Below are 13,736 nucleotides of genomic sequence, written 5' to 3'. Positions count from 1 at the left end.
TGCCCGCACGGGGCGGACGAAAACGTTCCCGCTTTGACCTCCTCCAGCGGCATTGCGCCACTGCTAGCGGCAAGCATTGCGGTCATTGCCCCAAGCGCCAGTCTTCCTGCGACTCTCCGGGTGGTCCGGATGGGCGTCCGCTTCATGGGCGGAATCATGGGAAGCCTGCCTGGCAAAGAATGACCGAACTGTTGACCGCGTGACCGAGAAGGTCCGGGCCCGTCCGCAACCAAGCCCGCCAGTTACTGGCGGGCTTTTCATTTTGATTGACCGTTTCTCTCTACCCGTTGCCGCCCGCGCTTAGCCGCCCGTGCCCTCGTCTGCCGGTCCTGCCGGTTTTCTGGGCAACCGGCCCAGCGGGACCTCCCGTGGCATCACATGGCGATTGCCGGGCAGGCCGCCCGGGTAATCGACGATGCGCGCCGGTCCGCTGCGCCGCAGCCCATGCCATCCCTGGCCGCCGGCAGTGCGTCCGCCGCCGAAGATGGCGGTCATGGCCTGCCGGTCGAGATCCATGCTGTCGGACAAATCCTTGATGACGATTACTGCCATGGCTGTCTCCGGTAATGCGGCGCCACGGCCATGCGGCCGCGGGACCGCTTCAGTATAGGCGTCGGCCCCCCGGGCGCACCCCCCGCCCACCCCCCACCCCCAACCCCAGCGCCACAAACCCCGCCAAAATTACCGCCCCAAAACACAGCCCGCGGTGCTCCCCGCGGGCCGACGCCCCTCCCCGTACCCAGGCGCTCAGACCGCGGCAAAGTTGCCGGCCCATTGCGACGGGTTGACATCGACCTTCACCGGGCCGACGCCGTGGCCGACGAAGCTGTTGTTGAGCGTATTGACATTGATGCTCTGCAACTGGGCGATGTTCTGGTTGACGTTGACGGTCACGTTGGCCAGCGGGCCGACGCTGCCGACACCGCGGCTGAGCCAGGAATTGCCGCCGCGCACGGCGCGCAGCGAGGCACGGTCGAGGTCTTTGCTGACGGCGAGGTCGCGAACGATGATCGATGACATGATGGTGCTCCTTCAGGTGATTCGATGAGTGTTCCGGGGCGGCAGGCGCGGAGGTTGCATAAGTCCACCGCGCGCCGCGGCCGTGGCTAAATCAGCCGTAGATGTTGTTGGTGGCGTTCTGGTTGGTGTGCACGTTGGACTTGACGTGATCCAGGAAGGCCGAACCGTTGCCGTTCAGGTTGGTGACGGACTGCATCTGCGCGATCGACTGCTTGGCGTCGATGCTGCTGTCGAACGCCAGCTTGATCGGGGCGTAGACCGCCGCGAAGGGCATGTAGCTGAGACCGCCGCGCACGGCGTGCATGCGCTTGCTGTCGAGGGTTTCGGCGGCGGACAGGTCATTGATGGTCAGCGTGGTCATGATCGTTCTCCGGGTATCGGTATGGGTGCGTGGGCAGCTATGGCGCGGGGCTCAGCCGTAGATGTTGTTGGTGGCGTTCTGGTTGGTGTGGACGTTCGACTTGACGTGGTCCAGGAAGGCCGAGCCATTGCCGTTCAGGTTGGTGACGGTCTGCATTTGCGCGATTTCCTGCGTGGCGGTGATGCTCTTGTCGATCGACAGCTTCAGCGGCATGTAGGCGGCGACGAACGGCACGTAGGCGAAGCCGCCGCGCACGGCTTGCATGCCCTTGCGGTCCAGGGTTTCGGCGGAGGACAGGTCCTTGATAGTCAGCGTGGTCATGATGGTCTCCAATGGCGGAAGGTATTGCGTTTGGGTTTGGATTCGAGCATCGGGTTGGTGTCGCGCTCGGTTGGGATATCGCAGGGAGCGTGCCAGCACCGCGGCGAGCTGCTCGCGCCGCACGCAAATGCCTGAAAACAAGGGGTTTTTGACGAGCATGTCGACTTGCCGCCACCGCTCGTGTGCGCCATTGCGGGACGCTGTATGGCGGTGCCGGGCCAACACCCGCGGCACCGCTGTTGGCGCGGCAGCGACAGTCGGCGCCGATCGCGGCCGGCGCACGCCGGCGCCGCAAGCGCATGGCGTTGCGTGCCGGCAGCGCAGCGCAAGCGCACGGATTGCGCATGCCATGGGTGCGCACTAGTATCCATCGAAGACAGGGCAACTTCGCACTGCACACAGCGCGCGCAACCCTGCCCGAAAACCATGTCAGGGCGAGCCGTGGCCAGTCTTAAAGACCTGATCCGAAAGTTCCAGAACGGAGGACTGTCCGACGACGAATTCGTTGCGTCGTTCGAGACGGCACTGGCCCAGGACCCCACCTCGCCCAGCCAGGCGGCGCGCGTGGTGATCGAGGAAAACACGCGCTTCCCGTTCCCGCCCGCGGTCTATGCCGAAGTGATGCGGCGCATCGAGCGCCGCAGCGCCACGCAGTTCGAGGGCGTCACCGAAGCCACGCGCATGGCCACCGGGCCGCAGACGGGTTCGCTTTACGCGACCTCGCCCGAGGCCGGCACGCTGCCGCCGGCGGCGCATGCCAAGGGCGTGGGCGATACGCTGAACGGCCGCTTCGTGCTGGAAGAGTGCCTGGGCGTGGGCGGCATGGGCACGGTGTACAAGGCGCTCGACCTGCGCAAGCTGGAGGCGTCCGACCGCAAGCCCTATATCGCCATCAAGGTGCTGAACCTGCAGTTCAGCGGCCATCCCAAGTCGCTGATCGCGCTGCAGCGCGAGGCGCGCAAGGCGCAGACCCTGGCGCACCGGAATATCGTTACCGTTTACGACTTCGACCGCGACGGGCCGGTGGTCTTCCTGACCATGGAGTACCTGTCGGGCAATTCGCTCAACCATGTGCTGAAGGCGCCTGGCTTCAGCGGCATGCCGATGGCGCGCGCCATGCCCATCATCAACGGCATGGGCAACGCACTGGCCTATGCGCACGAGCGCGGCTTCGTGCACTGCGACTTCAAGCCCGCCAACGTGTTCCTGACCGACAACGGCGAGGTCAAGGTGATCGACTTCGGCATCGCGCGCGGCTTCCTGCCGCCGGCTGACGAGTCCGACCGCACCGTGTTCGATCCCGGCTCGCTGGGCGGCATGACGCCGGCATATGCGAGCCCCGAGATGTTCGAGCACCGCGAGCCCGACCCGCGCGACGACATCTACGCGCTGGCCTGCGTGACCTACGAACTGATCACAGGCAAGCATCCATATCAGCGCATGTCGGCCAACCAGGCGCGCGAAGCGGGCGTCAAGCCGCAGCAGCCGCCGCAGCTCAGCCGCACGCAGTGGAAGACGATGCGCGAGGCACTGTCGCTGGATCGCGCCACGCGCACGCCAACCGTCGCGCGCTTCCTGCACGGCATGAGCGCGGTGCCGATGACCACGCCGTCGCAGCGCTCGCCGATGATGATCGGCGGTGTCGCCGCCGTGCTGGCCGGGGTGTCGGCGATCGGCTACTACGCCTGGCATGCGCAGCGCCAGCCCGCCGCGCCGCCCGCCCAGACGCGCGCGGAAGCGCCCGTCACGACGCCCGTCTCGCCACCCGTAAAGCCGCCGGCAGAACCGCCTGCGCCCGCGCGCCCCGCGGTGTTCTCCATGGCCGAGGTCACCAAGGCGCTCGCCGCCGTGCCGTGTTCGTTGCTCAGCGCCAGCGAGAAGGCCCATACGCTGCGCGTGCGCGGCTTCCTGGCAGACAGCGTGGGGCCGGCGCGCCTGCGGGAGCAGTTGGCGGCGTTGCCCGGCGTGAAGGGCGTGACCGTCGAGACGCAGCCCCTTGCCGAGGACAAGTGCGAGGTGGCGAAGCTGGTTGCGCCGTACTGGTCCGGCAATCGCGAAGGCGGCAGCGCCTCGTCGTTGCGGCTGCGCGGCAAGAGCTCGCAGCTGACCGATGGCTCGCCGCTGGTGCTGGAGCTGCGTACGCCGGCACAGGAATCCTATGTCTACGTCGATTACTTCGCGGCCGACGGCAAGGTCGCGCACATGGTGCCCAGCTCACGGGTCTCGGCCCACCAGGCCCCGGCAGGCCACCAGGCGACGATCGGCGAAGGCGGCGCGTGGGTCGTGTCGGCCCCCTTCGGCACCGAACTGGTGGTGCTGCTGACGACGCCGGTGCCGCTGTTCGAGGGGCGCCGCACCGAGGTGGAAGGGCGGCAGGAATACCTGCGCGCGCTGGAGAAGCCGCTGGCGCAGATGGCGCGCACCTATGGCAGCGATCGCATCAGCGCGGACGTAGTGCAGATCTCGACGCGTGCGCGCTGACCACGCGCACGCGCTTGCTTGCACTTTATGCCAGATACTGCTGCGCGCTATTTCATGTCGCGCGCGACGCGGAAGCCGTTCTGCGACTGCCGCACGCTCGGGCTGTACTTGAAGCGCGTGGAAGACACCATGTAGCTGGCCCCTTCGCGCCACGAGCCGCCGCGGATCACGCGCGAGCCGCAGGCGTTCTCGTTCCAGGCGCGTCCGTCCGCGGGCGCGCCCTTGTACGAACTGTGCCAGCAATCGGCCACCCATTCCCACACGCTGCCGTTGACGTCATGCAGGCCCCACGGGTTGGCGGCGAACGAACCCACCGGCGCCGGCGCATCGTTGCTCCACGGATCGCCGCATTCCTTGCAGTTGGCGTTGCCCTTGCGCATCTGGTCGCCCCACCAGAACGCGCTGCCGGTGCCGCCGCGCGCCGCGTATTCCCATTCCGATTCTGTCGGCAGGCGGTAGGCCTTGCCGGTGGTCTTGCTCAGCCACTCCACGTACTGTTGCGCATCGTCCCAGCTGACATCGCGGACCGGTGAGTTCTTGGCGCTTTCAGCAATGGTCGGCACGCGCTGGCAGCCACCGGCGTCAACGCAGGCATTCCACTGCTCGACCGTGACTTCGAAGCGGCCGATCGCGAACGGCTGGCCGATGGTGACGTGGTGCGGCGGCTTCTCCGCCGGATCGCTGGCGCTGCTGCCCATGGTGAAGCTGCCTGCTGGCAGCGCGATCAATACCGGGCATGCAGGGCAATCGCGGATTTCGCCGGCGCGGGCTGGCGGCGGCGCGACACTGACCGAGCCAACGGCAGCGGCGCCGGCCTTGGGGGCTGCCGCCGAGGGCGGAGCCGGGGCAGGAGCAGGCGCGGAACGCGCAGCGGCCGGCGCGGACGCGGCCGGCGCGCGCGAAACCTGCCCGCCCGAGGAAGTGCCGGCCCGCGGCGGCGCGGGCTGCTGCGCCTTCGGCGCGGGCGCAGGCGCAGGCGCCGGTGCCGACGCACGCAGCCGCTCGAGCCGTGCCTTGGCCAGCACCGCGAAGCGACCATTGGGATATTGCTTCAGGTACGCCTCGTAGTCGGCGGCGTAGTTGCTGTTCTTGATTGATTCCCAGAAGCTGAGCTCGTACTGCTCGTCAGTGTTCTTGGGCAGGATGCCGGCCAGCAGCAGCGTGTCCGTGGACGCTGCCGAAGCCGCACCCATGGAAAATGCCGTGGAGGCAAGAATCCCGGCCATCGCGGCCAGATGCACGACTGGTAGATTGCGCCACATCTTCACACCTCGTCGGACGGCAGCGAACCCGATTGCATGCCGGCACATGCCCTGCGGGCGCATTGTGGTGTTGCCGAGACCTCGACCGGCTTGCTTCAAGATAGCACAGCGCCTGTGTCCCGGGCGAAGCATTGCAAGCCGCCGCGCTTCGCCGGGGTCGCATTTTCCAGGCTTGCGTCCTAACCTGAATGACGAATCGCCGAGCGCTGGCCAACAAGCAACAAGAACGGGCTGACGGGACAACGTGATCGGGTTTCGGGCAGATCTCCGGGGAGGGCGTATGTCCAGACGATTCCTGTTCCGCCTGGCGGCGGCTGCCGTGTTCGCGGCCGCGCCATCGCTGTCCCTGTCGACAGCCGCGCCACCCAATGCCGAGGCTTACATCATCTGGCCACACGATGGTACGGTGATCACCGGCGGCAAGTTCTGGGTGCGCATGGGCCTGCGCAACATGGGCGTGTGCCCCAAGGGCATCGAGCTGCCGCGCTGTGGCCATCACCACCTGCTGATCGACGTCGAGCTGCCGCCGCTGGACAAGGAAATCCCGAACGACCGGAACCACCTGCACTTCGGCGCGGGCGAGACCGACGCGCGCATCGAACTGCCGCCGGGCAAGCACACCCTGCAGATGCTGATGGGCGACGCCAAGCACATACCGTTCGAGCCGCCGATCTATTCGAAGAAGATCACGATCACCGTGCGCTAGCGTTGCGTTCGGCGTGGCATTGCACGGTCACCACGGGAGAGGGTTATGTCCAGACTACTTGCTGCCGCTGCGCTGGCTGCCAGCGTGCTGGTGTCGTTCGCGGCCCAGGGCGGATCCACGCCGGCGCCGCCGAACGCCTATCTCTATATCGGCTGGCCCAATGACGGACAGGTGATGCCTGCCGGCAAGCCGTTCAAGGTGTGGTTCGGGTTGCGGAACATGGGGGTGGCGCCGAAGGATGTGAAGTACCCCAACACCGGGCACCACCACTTGCTGATCGACGTCGAGCTGCCGCCGATGGACAAGGAGATCCCGAACGACCGCAACCACCTGCATTTCGGCGCGGGCGAGACCGAGACCATGCTGGAGCTGCCGCCCGGCAAGCACACGCTGCAATTGATCATGGGGGATGACAAGCACATCCCGACCAACCCGCCGGTTTATTCGAAGCGGATCACGATCTATGTGAAGTAAAAGGACACACATAGGACCGGCGCGCCGCGCAGCCGCAGGTCTTCCTGCGTTGACGCCAGCAGCAGGGGCCGCCCACAGCTCTGGGCTCGTTCAAACATCGAATCAATCCCGAGCCACCGTGGCGCACCAAGGCGTCAGGCAGTGCCGCCCTGCAACGAAGCAAAGCCCCATACGAAAGCCTCCACCCACTACGATAAGAGTGGCCGCCCGCAGGGCCGTAAACGCGCTTTTTGGTGACTTTTTGTCGCTCGGACAAAAAGTTACCCGCCCTTCAGGGCGGAACCGGGCACAAAAACAACCGCCAGATCCCAAGCGCAAGCGCATAACCTCCGGAACACCGATTCCGCTGTCACAGGACACCCAACACACACCCTCAACGTGTTGGGTCGAACCCACCAGCCAGAGCCCTTCCAAAGCAGCGGTAACTTGAGCCTGAAGGGCAAGGCCAAACAAAAAACCCCTTGTTTTCAGGCGTTTACAAACCGCCAACCCCCAACCCCCACCCCCTGGCACGCTCCCTGCGATATCCCAACCGAGCGCGACACCAACCCGATGCTCGAACCCAACCAAGGCAACACCATCCGCACCAGGAGCCCATCATGACCACGCTGACCATCAACGACCTGACCACCATCGACACCCTGGACCAGAAGCGCATGCACGCCGTCCGCGGCGGCTTCGCCTACGTGCCGTTCGTCGCCGCCTACATGCCGCTGAAGCTGTCGATCGACAAGAGCATCACCGCCACGCAGGAAATCGCGCAAATGCAGACCGTCACCAACATGAACGGCAACGGCTCCGCGTTCCTGGACCACGTCAAGTCGAACGTCCACACCAACCAGAACGCCACCAACAACATCTACGGCTGAGCCCCGCGCCATAGCTGCCCACGCACCCATACCGATACCCGGAGAACGATCATGACCACGCTGACCATCAAGGACCTGCCCGCCACCGAAACCCTCGACAGCAAGCGCATGCACGCCGTGCGCGGCGGTCTCAGCTACATGCCCTTCGCGGCGGTCTACGCCCCGATCAAGCTCAAGCTCGACAGCAGCATCACCGCCACGCAGGAAATCGCGCAGATGCAGTCTGTCACCAACCTGAACGGCAACGGCTCGGCCTTCCTCGACCATGTCCGTTCGCATGTGGATACCAACCAGAACGCCAGCAACAACATCTATCGTTGAGAAGCTTGTTGAGATGGCGCTGCGCCGCGGGGATGTCTCCGCGGCGCGCCTTATGTGCCCATCCATGCCCGGCTGCACCTGATTTCGCCTGATGCAGATCGGGGTTGGAGCGCGCGCCCGCGCGCACCACAATACAGACAGACATTCGCGGCCACGGCACGCCAGCGCGTCCCGCCCGCCGCGCACGCACGCAGGATCGCACCGTGCCCGTATCCCTTACCGCCGCTCCCCGGGTCATGCCGACCCAAGCCTCGCGCCGCCTTGCCTGGCTCGCATCCGCCGCCTGCGCCGCACTGCTGGCAGGCTGCGCCGATTTCCGGCCGCCGGTGTACCAGCGCCCGGAAACGCCCGCCAAGGCCGAATGGTCGCGCCAGGATTCGATCACGGTGTCGCCCAGGGACGCGGTGCAGCCCAACTGGTGGCACAACTTCAACGACCCGTACCTGGATGGCCTGATCGACCAGGCGCTGGCCGGCAACTACGACATCAAGGTGCTGGCCGCGCGCATCCGCGTGGCGAACGCGCAGATCGGCGAAGCACGTGCCGGCGCGCTCCCGGTGATCGATATCGGCGCCGGCGCGAGCTTCGAGAAAAGCACCGGGCAGAAGTCCACCTGGACCTACAACGCTGGCGCGCAGCTGAACTGGGATATCGATATCTGGGGCAAGGTCGAGAAGGGCGTGCAGGCGCAGACCGCCGAGTTCCGCGCCACCGAGGCCGACTGGCGCGCCGGCTACCTGACGCTGGTGTCCAATGTATCGACCACTTACTTCACGATCCTGCAGTTCGACGAGCAGATCGAGCAGCAGACGCGCACCGTCGCCAAGAACGGGCAGATCCTCACCACCTACCAGGCCATGTACCAGAACGGCCTGGTGCCCAAGATCCGCGTGATGCAGCAGCAGGCGGAAATCAACCGGCTCAACAAGGACCTGCTGGAGCTGCGCCGTTCGCGCGATGTGGCGGAGAACGCGCTGGCGACGCTGGTGGGCGTGCCCGCGGGCAATCTCAAGGTGCCGGCGGGACGCCTGCAGGATCGCGTCAAGCCGCCCAGCGTGCCGGCCGGCCTGCCGTCGCAGTTGCTGGCGCGCCGGCCCGATATCGTCGCGGCCGAGTATCGCGTGCTGGCGGCCTACAACATCGTCGGCCAGGCGCGGCTGGCGCAGCTGCCCAGCATCAGCCTGACCGCGCGCGGCGGCACCGCCAGCTTTGCGCTGAGCGACCTGCTCAAGTCCTTCACCTTCGGTTTCATGCCGAGCATCAACCTGCCCATGCTCGATCCCAACGTGCGTGCACGCGTGAAGACCACCGAGGCGCAGGTGGGCGTGGCGGAAAACGAATATGGCCGGGCCGTGATGACCGCCTTTGAAGAGGTGGAGAGCGCACTGGTCAATGTCGATGCGCACAAGAAGCAGCGCGTCGAGCTGCAGCAGCAGGTGGAGCAGCTGCGCGTGGTCTCGGCGCAGATCGAGGCGCAGCTCAGGGAAGGCGTGGTGTCGCAGCTCGAGGTGTTCGAAACCGAACGCTCGCTGCTGAACGCACAACTGCAATTGTTGGCGGTCCACCAACAGATCCTGGCCGACACTGTCACGCTGTACAAGGCGCTTGGCGGCGGCTGGCCCGACACCGAAGTGCGCAACACGGCGGCCAGCCAGCCGCAATAGCGCGCGCGCTGCCGCGCAGCGCGCTGGTGCCCGCGGGCCCCTTCGCGCGCGGCGTGACGCATGCGTACGCAACGCGTTGCGCAATCCCTGGCGCGCAGCGTGCCGTCCCTGCCTCATTCCCTGCTCAACCCCGTGAAAGCACGCGGCTGCACGCGCGCCGCAGCCGATTGACTAGCCTAAGCCGTCGCCTACTATGTTCTTAGTCGCTTCACCCCCCTTGGCCGGCCGCCGTGGCAGCCGCGCTGTTGGCTCCCTGGAAACATGGCTCCTGACGAAGCACTGATCATGGAAATGCCGGTGAAAATGGCCCAGGGGATCGCTCGGGAGTCGAGCCAGGATCTGGCAAGGGAATTCGATGTGTTCCTGACGCCGGTCTCGCGGCCGGACTTGGGCGAGATCCGCATCGACGAAGACCTGTTCCCGGTCGGCCGCACCGAGCTGCCATTCGCCGCCTATCCCGAAGACCTCGCCGCGCCGCTGTCGAGGCGCCATGCGCGCATCTTTGCCGAGCAAGGCGCTGTCTATGTCGCTGATCTGGGCAGCAAGAATGGCACGCGCGTGAACGGCGCGGCGGTGGCGCGGCAACCGGCGCAACTGCGCGATGGCGACGAGCTGGCGTTCGGTCCCGCGCTGTCGTTCCGCGTGCGGTTGTCGCCGCGCGCGCCGCAGCCGGAGCCGCCGCGGGTCGCGCTGACGCTGCTGCCGGAGCGCGGCGATGTCGGGCTCCTGCCCATCCATGTCGACGGCTTCCCGTACCTGATCAGCAAGGCCGACGATGCCTTTGCGCGCTATCGCGACAACTATCCGCAGCAGGTCAACTACCTGTCGCGCCGGCACGCGCACGTGTACCTGAAGGGCGGCGTGCCGTTCCTGGAAGACCTCGGCAGCACCAACGGCACCTTCGTCAACGGCAGACGCCTCGCGGACCACGGCGTGCCGCTGGACAACGGCGACCGCATTGCTTTCGGCGGCAGTCATTTCGTCTACAAGGCCGAGGTCTGCCGTGCCGGCGACGACGATGCCACCGCGACGCGCACCACGCTGGAGCCTGCCGTACCGGCGCCAGTGGCGGCTGAACCGGCCGCATGCGACGACGAGGACCGCACCACCTTTGTCGGCGCTGCCGATTCATTCCTGGACATCTTCTGCGTCGACTACGCTTCGCGCCAGGAAGACGAAGTCAACGCCGACGCCGAAGCCCAGGCCGCGGCCGCAACTGCCGCGCCGGACCATCCGCCGCGCAAGCGCGGGCGCGTTGCGCTGCTGCTGGCGGAAGCGGCGCGCAGCTTCGGCCTCGCCGACGGCAAACGCCTGCGGCGCGCCGCGCGCTGGGGCGGCGCGCTACTGCTGCTGGCCGTGCTGGCCGGCGTGGCGCTCTACTGGCGCGGCGCCGACGAGCGCGCGGTGCATACCCTGCATGCGGCGGGCGACTACGCCGGCGCCGCGAAGGCGGCCGACAGCTATCTCGCGCGCCATCCCGACGATGCCGAGGTGCAGGCGCTCGGCACCGAAGCGCTGCTGCGCGCCTACGTGCCCGGCTGGGTCGTGAAGCTCAAGGCCGGCGACTTCGGCGGTGCCGATGCTGCGCTCGCGCAGATGCGCCAGCTCGGCACGCATAACGCCGACGCCCGGCCGCTGGTGGCCGAACTCGAATGGATCGGCCGGCTCGAACGCTATGCCGCGCAGCGCGGCGCGGATGCGCCGATCCGCCTCTACAGCGACGAGGCGCCGATCCGCCAGCTGCTGGCGCACTGGAACCAGGACACCATCGCGCACCAGCGCGCGCTGGGCCGCATCGCCGCCGACGTGCCGGCATTCCGCGATCTCTATGCCGATGCGCTCAGCGACGTGCGCCGGCTGCAGAACGATGCGTCGGTCTACCTCGCGGCGATCGCGCGGCTCGATGCCACCATCGCCACCGAACTCGGCCGTGACCGTCCCGAAGCGCTGCAGCCGGTGATCGCCGACTATCGCGAAAAATACCCGCGGCTGGCCGGCCTGGACCAGGTGCAGTCGGACCTGGACCGCTACACCGCGCTGCTGCAGGCGTTGCGCGCGCGCCGCCCCGGCACGCTGGTGGCGCGGCTGGCCGACAGCCGCTTTGCCACGCCGCCGTTCCAGGCGCAGTTTGTGCAACTATCGCCGCGCTTGCCGCCGCCGGAGATGGCAACGCAATACGCCAGAGCCGCCAGCGCATGGCAGAAGGGCGACAGCAACGCTGCGTTGGCTGGCTTCAGGCAGATTCAGGGCGGTGCCTGGAGCGATGATCTCGCCCGCGACCTCGCGCACAAGCAGAAGGTGGCGGCGCAGTTTGCCGAGCTGCAGTTGGCGCGCGGCAGCAAGGGTTATGAAGACCGCCTGCTTGGCTTCTACGCCATGCTCGACGCCGACGAAGACAAGTTCTTCGCCAGGGCGGTGGAAGCCGATGTCAACGGTGTGCGCGACAGCGCGCTGCGGCGCGCGCGCGAGCTGATGGGCAGCGCCGTCGCCGCGTGGAAGCAATACCGCAGCAACGGCGTGATCGGCAGCGAGCAGCGGCTCGAGCCCGGCATCTCGCCCAAGTTCCGCGCGCAGGCCCGGCTGTTGTCGCAGGCGCAGGATGATGCGCGCCAGGGCATGCGCATCTTTACGCAGCTGCGCGCCGGCGAAAGTGCGGACCTTGCGCAGCTGGCCAAGGTCGAGGAAGAGATCCGCACCGAGGCCGACCAGCAGCGCCATGCGCTGCGCGAGCTGCGCACCGTGCTCGATCCCGCTGTCCTCAAGACCAAGCTCGAGCTGATCGGCGGCGAAGACAGCGGCAAGGTGCCCGCGGATGCCGCCCCGGGTGAAGCGGCCGACCCGGCCCCGACGCCGCAGCAGCCAGCGAGGCAGCCATGAAGGACGATTCCCGCCAGGCCGGCCTGAAGCCGCTGTCCGAAGCGCTGGAAGACCACAGCGCAGAGGGTATCGGCCTGCTTACCGCGGAGCCGTCGCGGCTGGGCATGCTGACCATCGTCACCACGTTCGCGCTGGTGATATGCGGGCTGGTGTGGTCCTTCGTCGGCCACGCCGACGTCATCGTCACCGCGCAAGGCACGCTGGCACCCGAATCGGAAGTGCGGCGCTTCTATGCGCCGGTCGACGGCGAGCTGGCCGACCTGTACGTTGCCGAAGGCCAGCCGGTATCCAAGGACGACGTACTGGCGCGCCTGAACGCGCGCGGCGCGATCGAGGCCGCCGCCAATGCGCTGGAAGCGCAGCTCAAGCTGGAGGATTCCGAGCGCGAATGGAAGCAGTTTCCGGAGAAGAAGGCGCTGATGGAACGCCGCGCCAACGCGCTCAAGCAGCAGATCGACGTGGCCACGCGCCAGCACGAGAACCGCCTCGCCCAGGGCACCACGCGGCTGGCCGAGGAGCAGCGCGCGCAGTTGCAGGAAGCGCGCAGCAACCTGGAAAACGCCCGGCGCGCGCGCGAGTTCGCGCGCCAGGAGCAGGACCGCTATGCGCGCCTGCTGGCGCTGCCCGGCGGCGGCGGCGTGTCGCAGTCGCAGCTCGATGCCAAGCGTGCCGCGGCACAGGACGCCGAGAACAACCTGCGCGTGGCGCAGTCGCGGCTGAGCGAACTCGATGCCCGCCTGGGGCGCGAGATGACACAAGCCAGTGCGCTGCTCGAAAGCAGCGGGCAGGACCTTGCCGGGCTGCGCGTGCAGTACGACGCCGCGATGCGCGAGATCGCCAGCACCGAAGACAAGCTGCGGCTGCAGGTACAGACCGCACGGCTGGTGGCCGACGCGGCCGCGCGCATCCGCTTCGAGAATATCGACAAGGACAATTTCCTGCTGATCCTGGCGCCAGTGTCTGGCGTGATCACCGATGTCACCTCCACCCAGCGCGGCGACAAGGTGCAGGCCAATACGCCGCTGGGCGGGATCGCGCCCAAGGATGCGCGCCCGGTGGTCAAGATCGTCATTGCCGAGCGCGACCGGGCTTTCCTGCGCGAAGGCTTGCTGGTCAAGCTCAAGTTCAGCGCCTTTCCGTACCAGCGCTACGGGATCATCGAAGGCACGCTGGAATTCATTTCGCCCGCGACCAAGCCGGGTCCGGACAAGCAGCCGGTGTACGAGGGCAGGGTGCGCCTGGCGCGCGACTACTACACCGTGGCCGACAGCAAGTATCCGTTGCGCTATGGCATGACTGCCACGGCGGAGATCGTGGTGCGCGAGCGCCGCCTGATCGACCTGGGGCTCGACCCCTTCCGCGAGGTGGCGGGATAAATGC

At 67.1% G+C, this 13,736-nt stretch carries 13 protein-coding genes; 8 read left to right on the top strand and 5 right to left on the bottom strand.

Annotated elements, in window-relative coordinates:
* Positions 1-300: 300 nt before the first annotated feature.
* From VSR71_RS01860 to VSR71_RS01845, 4 genes are all read right to left on the bottom strand, one after another.
* Positions 301-552, bottom strand: coding sequence for a hypothetical protein (locus VSR71_RS01860; RefSeq protein ID WP_342912238.1), 252 nt, complete (start codon positions 550-552; stop codon positions 301-303).
* Between the two features lie 195 nt (positions 553-747).
* On the bottom strand, positions 748-1,020 hold the full coding sequence (locus tag VSR71_RS01855) for a hypothetical protein (RefSeq protein ID WP_342912237.1): 273 nt from the start codon (positions 1,018-1,020) through the stop codon (positions 748-750).
* Positions 1,021-1,111: 91 nt separating this feature from the next.
* Entirely contained in the window at positions 1,112-1,381 is a 270-nt protein-coding gene (locus tag VSR71_RS01850) for a hypothetical protein (RefSeq protein WP_342912236.1), read from the bottom strand.
* 51 nt (positions 1,382-1,432) lie between these two features.
* Positions 1,433-1,702, bottom strand: a complete 270-nt coding sequence (locus VSR71_RS01845; RefSeq protein ID WP_342912235.1) for a hypothetical protein — start codon at positions 1,700-1,702, stop codon at positions 1,433-1,435.
* A gap of 426 nt (positions 1,703-2,128) precedes the next feature.
* On the opposite strand from VSR71_RS01845, the gene VSR71_RS01840 reads away from it, so the two are divergent.
* Positions 2,129-4,183, top strand: coding sequence for a serine/threonine protein kinase (locus VSR71_RS01840; protein WP_342912234.1), 2,055 nt, complete (start codon positions 2,129-2,131; stop codon positions 4,181-4,183).
* 47 nt (positions 4,184-4,230) lie between these two features.
* On the opposite strand, the gene VSR71_RS01835 is transcribed toward VSR71_RS01840, so the two are convergent.
* The gene (locus VSR71_RS01835; RefSeq protein ID WP_428979342.1) at positions 4,231-5,376 is read right to left on the bottom strand and encodes a formylglycine-generating enzyme family protein; all 1,146 of its coding nucleotides are present in this window, start codon (positions 5,374-5,376) and stop codon (positions 4,231-4,233) included.
* A 349-nt stretch (positions 5,377-5,725) separates the two neighbouring features.
* On the opposite strand from VSR71_RS01835, the gene VSR71_RS01830 reads away from it, so the two are divergent.
* From VSR71_RS01830 to VSR71_RS01800, 7 genes are all read left to right on the top strand, one after another.
* Positions 5,726-6,151 (top strand): DUF4399 domain-containing protein, encoded by a 426-nt coding sequence (locus VSR71_RS01830; protein ID WP_342912232.1) that lies wholly within the window; start codon positions 5,726-5,728, stop codon positions 6,149-6,151.
* A gap of 45 nt (positions 6,152-6,196) precedes the next feature.
* Complete coding sequence (locus VSR71_RS01825) at positions 6,197-6,625, top strand: DUF4399 domain-containing protein (protein ID WP_342912231.1); 429 nt, start codon at positions 6,197-6,199, stop codon at positions 6,623-6,625.
* Positions 6,626-7,224: 599 nt separating this feature from the next.
* Entirely contained in the window at positions 7,225-7,494 is a 270-nt protein-coding gene (locus VSR71_RS01820) for a hypothetical protein (protein WP_063241792.1), read from the top strand.
* A gap of 51 nt (positions 7,495-7,545) precedes the next feature.
* A complete protein-coding gene (locus tag VSR71_RS01815) occupies positions 7,546-7,815 on the top strand; it encodes a hypothetical protein (protein WP_209759938.1) in 270 nt (89 codons plus the stop codon).
* Positions 7,816-8,051: 236 nt separating this feature from the next.
* Positions 8,052-9,479 carry an efflux transporter outer membrane subunit gene (locus tag VSR71_RS01810; RefSeq protein WP_342912672.1) on the top strand — a complete coding sequence of 476 codons (1,428 nt, stop codon included), beginning with the start codon at positions 8,052-8,054 and terminating at the stop codon, positions 9,477-9,479.
* 261 nt (positions 9,480-9,740) lie between these two features.
* Positions 9,741-12,356, top strand: coding sequence for an FHA domain-containing protein (locus VSR71_RS01805; protein ID WP_342912230.1), 2,616 nt, complete (start codon positions 9,741-9,743; stop codon positions 12,354-12,356).
* Positions 12,353-13,732, top strand: coding sequence for an HlyD family efflux transporter periplasmic adaptor subunit (locus VSR71_RS01800; protein ID WP_342912229.1), 1,380 nt, complete (start codon positions 12,353-12,355; stop codon positions 13,730-13,732). Before VSR71_RS01805 ends, VSR71_RS01800 begins: the two co-directional genes overlap by 4 nt.
* Positions 13,733-13,736 lie beyond the last annotated feature (4 nt).

It is taken from the genome of Cupriavidus oxalaticus, from assembly GCF_038900635.1.
In the GTDB taxonomy this organism is placed as follows: Bacteria; Pseudomonadota; Gammaproteobacteria; order Burkholderiales; family Burkholderiaceae; genus Cupriavidus; species Cupriavidus oxalaticus_B.
The sequence above is the reverse complement of the archived record's forward strand: the minus strand, read 5'-3'. Positions and strand labels throughout refer to the sequence as shown.

What these genes read in the sequence shown, in the direction of transcription:
- VSR71_RS01850 (WP_342912236.1), bottom strand. Translation starts at nt 1,381, where the DNA reads ATGACCACGCTGACCATCAATGACCTGTCCGCCGCCGAAACCCTCGAC.
- VSR71_RS01840 (WP_342912234.1), top strand. Translation starts at nt 2,129, where the DNA reads ATGTCAGGGCGAGCCGTGGCCAGTCTTAAAGACCTGATCCGAAAGTTC.
- VSR71_RS01855 (WP_342912237.1), bottom strand. Translation starts at nt 1,020, where the DNA reads ATGTCATCGATCATCGTTCGCGACCTCGCCGTCAGCAAAGACCTCGAC.
- VSR71_RS01820 (WP_063241792.1), top strand. Translation starts at nt 7,225, where the DNA reads ATGACCACGCTGACCATCAACGACCTGACCACCATCGACACCCTGGAC.
- VSR71_RS01800 (WP_342912229.1), top strand. Translation starts at nt 12,353, where the DNA reads ATGAAGGACGATTCCCGCCAGGCCGGCCTGAAGCCGCTGTCCGAAGCG.
- VSR71_RS01830 (WP_342912232.1), top strand. Translation starts at nt 5,726, where the DNA reads ATGTCCAGACGATTCCTGTTCCGCCTGGCGGCGGCTGCCGTGTTCGCG.
- VSR71_RS01860 (WP_342912238.1), bottom strand. Translation starts at nt 552, where the DNA reads ATGGCAGTAATCGTCATCAAGGATTTGTCCGACAGCATGGATCTCGAC.
- VSR71_RS01810 (WP_342912672.1), top strand. Translation starts at nt 8,052, where the DNA reads ATGCCGACCCAAGCCTCGCGCCGCCTTGCCTGGCTCGCATCCGCCGCC.
- VSR71_RS01825 (WP_342912231.1), top strand. Translation starts at nt 6,197, where the DNA reads ATGTCCAGACTACTTGCTGCCGCTGCGCTGGCTGCCAGCGTGCTGGTG.
- VSR71_RS01835 (WP_428979342.1), bottom strand. Translation starts at nt 5,376, where the DNA reads ATGGGTGCGGCTTCGGCAGCGTCCACGGACACGCTGCTGCTGGCCGGC.
- VSR71_RS01805 (WP_342912230.1), top strand. Translation starts at nt 9,741, where the DNA reads ATGGCTCCTGACGAAGCACTGATCATGGAAATGCCGGTGAAAATGGCC.
- VSR71_RS01815 (WP_209759938.1), top strand. Translation starts at nt 7,546, where the DNA reads ATGACCACGCTGACCATCAAGGACCTGCCCGCCACCGAAACCCTCGAC.
- VSR71_RS01845 (WP_342912235.1), bottom strand. Translation starts at nt 1,702, where the DNA reads ATGACCACGCTGACTATCAAGGACCTGTCCTCCGCCGAAACCCTGGAC.